A 5,522-nucleotide genomic window follows, 5' to 3' on the forward strand; every position below is an offset into this window, starting at 1 on the left:
CGGACTCCTTGCTGTTCGCGGCGCGCATTGCCGCTACGGGCTACGCCCTCCGCGCCAATGCGCGCCAGCATGAAAAACCAACCACTGTCAGATTTAGTCTAGTCCACCGCACCTAACGCAAACCCACGCTGGAAGTGGTACGTTCCAATTGGCTCAAGCCTCTTCGGCGTGACCAAGTCGAGACGCACTACGTGCTCGTCTAGGTCTGAGAATCCGACGCTGATACGGTTCTGCACCACCGGCGAAAGGGTGGTTTCCTTCACGTTGATGTCGGGCAGCCCGATGCTGTCGCCAATGAGTTGCAGGCCGGATGCTCCCGGGGCCAAAAACAGGAAGCGTGCAGCGGGATTCGACTCGCGCAATTTCTCAAGCGCGTCCTGCAAAATCATGCCGCGGCTGTCATCACCGAGGGACTGTGCCTCGTCGGAAATGACAAGGTCAATGAGACCGGCAACGGCCACCGTCGACAGAAGAAACTGCGCTCGTTCCTGCGTGAGCACGTAAATCTGCTTCGGCCGGCTCTCTGGGTCGGGCACCGGAATGGTCGTGATTCGAATGGAATCCGAAATGCTCGACAGGCGCTTTTCCAGTTTGCCGTGTATTTCGGTCAGTAACGCTCGTGTCGGTGCAATATAGATTGCGCCAAACCGCTCGGCAGCAATCGCGCGCTCGGACAGGTGCTCGAGCACGACGAAAGACTTTCCAGACGAGGTCGGCGCGGAAACAGCTGTAGCAACGGACGAGTCCAAGCTTCGCCAGAGGTCGAGCTGGTACTCCGTTAGCGGGACCCTCGCGCCGGCCATGTCGACTGTGTTGAGCTCTCGAAGCAATCCACTGCGCATGTGGGCTTCGAAGCCGAGGTCGACAGGATGCTCGCGCTCCAGCTTACGGAGACCGGGGAAGTTGCCGAGGTCAGAAAGAATACGGATGCTTGCTTCGCGAACGACGTCGTCGCCCGAGGTCAAGCTGGCGAACACTGCAATCTGCTGAGCCAGCTCCTTACTCTCTTCGTCTGTTGCGGATGCGAACACACTCGCGGTATTGAGCAGGCGCGCCAGGGCCTTTTCGGCAAGAACGGGCCCTTCAACCCGAACTTGTTGATTTTCCTGTAGGACCGTTGACCGGATACCGACCGCACGAAGTTCGGCAAGGTCGCTCCAGAAGCCCGGCTCCTGCCGGATTTCAATCGCAACTTCGGTGGCGAATGTGCTCATGTGTTCAACTCGGCAAAGATTCGCTTGAATTCATTTACATCAGGTATAGCAACCAAAAAGACGATGCAGCCGCCAAGGTCAACGCCCTTCGCGTCGGCTTGTTTCTTCAGGTTCTTGCTGAACGCCTTGTGTTTGGCTGCATACAACTTCTCCAGATGTTCCTCATGAATCTCTGGCGGCTTTTTCAGGTCGCGAGGCAGTTTGTCCTTGAAGGCGCTTTCGCTGAATACGAGGCTGCCGACGTGAATGTCGCGACGCCGGAGATGGCTGCCGTCTCCAGTATAGGAGTTGAAGAACGACTTGGCCGCTTCGCGCGCTTCTCCCTGTAAAGAGTCTAGGTTGGACAAGTCGCTAACGAGGCGAAGTTCGTTCAGCGTCCGTCCGCGGTCTGCCTGATGCTCCGCGATTGAATCGACCATTTCTCGCGACGCATCCGCTGCGCTCGGGATGAGCTTTGACTCTAGGAGGTAGAAGAGAACGGACCCGTCGTCCGCTTGACTGCCATGTAGTCCGTCAACCCCATGCACCGGCATTTCGGAAGACGTCTTGAGCGCCATCTTCGCGCCGAGCTGCGCCGCGCCGAGGTATCGCACTGCGACAATGTACGCAATGAGCTCGCCAACTTCGCCGTAGCGTCCGGGGTGCTTCTGGTTGTATGTGACCAGGAGTCGTTTAGCCTCACGGCGAAGCCGCGATACCGCTGCCATATCGCCGCCCGTCGCCGAGTTGCTACTTTGGGCGAAGGCATCTCTCCGTTTGCGAAGGGGTATGACGTAGTTGACGAGCTGGTCAACGAGCAACTCCGCAAGCGCATCGACTTGCGGAATGTGCTCCTGCATCCGAACGAAAAGAAGTCGTGGCTGTTCAAGCAGCGGCGTTGCTGTCACTTCCTTCAGGACGTTATCGACGCCATGAATCGGGTCCAGCAACGCGGCAAAGCTGTTATTTGCCTTCGTCATTTGCGTTCCCCGGTTCGCTACTACGACCTTCAGTCGTTCTAGTCAGCACTATAGTTTCTCCGCCAATCACCATAGGGCGATGGCCCTGGCGCCCAATATATTACGTGCTATTTTAATGGTTTTGTTAAGTAAACGAATGAACAGTCGAGCGGGCCGTACATCGTAAGCAAGCGCACCCTCGCGTCTATCGAATGGTGCTTTTCCCAACCGACTGTGCTAACGCGAGCAACCTAGCTCCAAGGTCATCGACGTATATATCCTCTCGTTCCAATTGGACCATGAATTCAGCGCGGCTACGGTCGAAAACCTGCGATTAAACTAACTCCATTGTCACCTCGCGCTCATGCTCGATTGCCGATATCAGTTCCAGCAAGCAGACGTTCGGTGACGTCGACGTACGATGTCACCTCGTACAGTTCGCACCACCTCGTCCAGACGTATTCGACGTTCAATGACGAGCCATGCCTGCCGACCAGCTCATAAATTCGGCCCGTTTGAGTCGTACCCTGCAGGGTGACGGGGTCGAACGCAACTATCGATGAACTGACGCGCCCCGATGAGTCGAACATATCCAAACCGACAAAATGCCGGCTGCCATCCTGAATTTCGATTATGCGCCACCGGGATAACGGAATCCTCGGCAGTTCGGAAGCAGGGCGTGGTTTCCAAACGGGCATCGCAGTCTCCTGGTGGTGGAAAATCGTTCCGTTGAGTCTCGTAGACCTAGCGGAACAATTTGTGAGCCCCTGCCATGTTCTGACCGGCGCATGCGTTCCGTCGACATACGGAACCGTGCCGATGCATCCCTCCTCTCTCATGGCGTCAACGATGTGGGCACAAACAGGTCGACCTTGAGTGATGGTATGCCGGAGAGGCGCAGCACATGCTCCTTCAGGCATACTTTGGCGGCTTGCTCAGATTTACATCGGCGCTAACATTTATCGATGAGAGCTTGTCCCGACCGACTGTGCTAACGCGAGCAACCTAGCTTCAAGTTCGTCGACGTACGTATCGTCTCGTTCAACAGGGAGCAGGATTTCGGTGCTGCTCCGGTCAAACACCTCCGATTGAATCGACGCCATCGGTCCAGCCGACGTCTCGTGTGCATCCGGTTGAGACGGCGCTGCCGCTGCGGCGAATCGCGCTGCGTCGCGTCGGACAACGGCGTTTCTCCGAGCTTCTGTGATAGTCGGTCCTCCAAAAGCTGTTTCGACTGTAGCGTTGCGACGCCTCTCAGCGGCTGCTACTTTATTCTGCTGCTTGCTCGTCAGCCGATTCCTACTGCGATTGTTGGCTGGCTCGCTCGCTTCTGCCTGGAATGCGTCGTCGGCATTTCTGAGTTCAAGCTCCTTCCAGGTCATCTTGCCCAGCATGAATGCGTCTTCGTCAACCAGATGAAGGTCACCTCCGCGGCCATCCTCACCACGCCACTTAAGGGTCGTCGCGTGAGCGCCCACACGCTTGATTTCAATATTCAGCCTTCCTCGTTTCTTGGCGGGCCGGGACATGTGCGCGTCATACAGGGCTGCCAGTTCTGGCGATGTCCAGCGTTGGCGGAGAAACCGGATTTTTCCCGCTGAGACAGTAGCGTCTTTCCACGGGATGAACCGTTCCCAGGCTTCCCACGGTTCCAACTTGGCTCGTTGGCCTGCAGCAGGCCGATTCTGGTACCAGTGCCAGAGGGAGTGAGGATGGATGCTACAGGGGTTTTTGTGGTCCTGACGCATCGGTTCGCTTCTGAGATGGGGCTTGTTTGAAAAAAGATTGACGTGCTGAATGGCCATCAGGAGGAACCTTTCAAACTGCTCCAAAGTAACAGGCTTATCTGCTCGTTTGATGCGTCGAAGCTCTTTGGAGAAGATGTCGCGTTGACGTGTAAACGCTCCTGTCAAGTCTTTCATCAAATTGACCATCACGTTATTCAGGCTTTCTCCAACCGCTTTGAGGTCGCCCCGCGCGGGGGGCGCGAAAAACTGGATGAGGTCCATTTCTTTACAGGCAGTCTCGATAACGTCCGCGGCGGCACCGGCTCCATTGTCGACGAAAATTGCGTCGATGCATCCGTGCAAGAGGCCTCTGAAATCGGTCAAGCCCAGTTCCTTTGCTCTGGCCTCCTTGGATACAAAAATCGAAGCGATACACCGACGGAACGCTTCCGAGTTTTCTCCCTTCATCGCGATTTCATAGCCGACAACGGCTCCGGTGCGTCGCGAAACAGCGAACACAACCTGCACCAATACTGGTTCGATTTTCATGTTGATGAGTGCAGCAATCGGAATCTTTGCAACGAATCCGTCGACGTCAACCACCTCCAAATTGAATCCGAAAGTCATAGCGCTGGCCTGTCCCGGGCGGGAGGTCGCGTACTGTGCAGTCAACCGAGGTCCCAACCTCCTACGCTCAGCGTCCTGCTGCTCTAGAAGACGCGTTCTGGCGTGATAAAAAAATTGACTAATACTTGGCACGAGTCGTTTCGGACGCTTGCAGTAGCGAGTGCTGACCATCGAGGCGTAGGTAGTCTTGAGATTCTGCTTTCCATCAATGTGAAATTCCTGGAGAGCCCACGTGAATTTGTCAATGTCGGACGGACGTACTGGACCTCGGCGAGCTATCTTCGGGGCGCCCAGAATTGCAGTTCTCGTCGCAGCACGTGACTCTGCATCGGTGCTGGGACCGGGCCGTTGAGTGTTCATACCTACGCGAGTTTTGGACGGGCCGCCCTGTCGGCTTGTGAGTTTGGCCATCGCACGTGTCGAGCCGCCGAAAAATACAAAGCGATGGAACAGTTCCAGCACATAAGTTTGATATCCGAGCGGTTGCTGCATACGTTCGCAGACGTATCGGACGGCAGCAGACCTCTCTGCCGGGTCGCTCAGTACAAGTGGATTGAACATCCTCGTCGTTTGACCGTCGTATTGAACGTCGACAAAGCAAAACGCCTGCAGAATGCTCTTGCGCCGTTCCATTCCAGCAAGACTCGATGGCCGCATGGGCTTGCTCAGGTCTGAAATCTCTATCGGCGTTATCGTGTCTGATATCAAGTGGACGTCTGAAAGTGGATTGTCACGGTCACTTAGTCTCCAACGCTGCCACTCCCCAGTGCCCGTAGGGACCGGGGAAGAGAGCGAAATCCTGAGCACATACAGCGAACGACTCTCCGGCTCCCACGCAACGGCTCTGTACGCGTGGCAGCCATGGTCACGGTCACGCGTGAAAAGCTTGAAACGCACAAGGCCGACTGAACCGCGCCGGGAATCGTGGAGGCCGGTTGGTTTAAGTTAATGCAGGCAAGTCAGCGGCATTTCTGAGTTGCCTGTAGTAGTTTGCCTCAGCCTCAGCGGGCGGGATA

At 56.0% G+C, this 5,522-nt stretch carries 4 protein-coding genes; all 4 read right to left on the reverse strand.

Features of this window, described 5'->3' with window-relative positions; genetic code table 11:
• Positions 1-98 precede the first annotated feature (98 nt).
• Positions 99-1,214, reverse strand: coding sequence for a DEAD/DEAH box helicase (locus ACNQQL_RS35470; RefSeq protein WP_347069412.1), 1,116 nt, complete (start codon positions 1,212-1,214; stop codon positions 99-101).
• Positions 1,211-2,173: a DUF1837 domain-containing protein gene (locus ACNQQL_RS35475; RefSeq protein ID WP_347069414.1), complete on the reverse strand. Its 963-nt coding sequence runs from the start codon at positions 2,171-2,173 to the stop codon at positions 1,211-1,213. Before ACNQQL_RS35475 ends, ACNQQL_RS35470 begins: the two co-directional genes overlap by 4 nt.
• A gap of 341 nt (positions 2,174-2,514) precedes the next feature.
• Positions 2,515-2,850, reverse strand: coding sequence for a hypothetical protein (locus ACNQQL_RS35480; protein WP_347069416.1), 336 nt, complete (start codon positions 2,848-2,850; stop codon positions 2,515-2,517).
• Between the two features lie 261 nt (positions 2,851-3,111).
• Positions 3,112-5,139 carry a hypothetical protein gene (locus ACNQQL_RS35485; protein WP_347069418.1) on the reverse strand — a complete coding sequence of 676 codons (2,028 nt, stop codon included), beginning with the start codon at positions 5,137-5,139 and terminating at the stop codon, positions 3,112-3,114.
• Positions 5,140-5,522 lie beyond the last annotated feature (383 nt).

It is taken from the genome of Burkholderia sp. LFS061 (assembly GCF_047978125.1).
GTDB lineage: Bacteria > Pseudomonadota > Gammaproteobacteria > Burkholderiales > Burkholderiaceae > Burkholderia > Burkholderia pyrrocinia_C.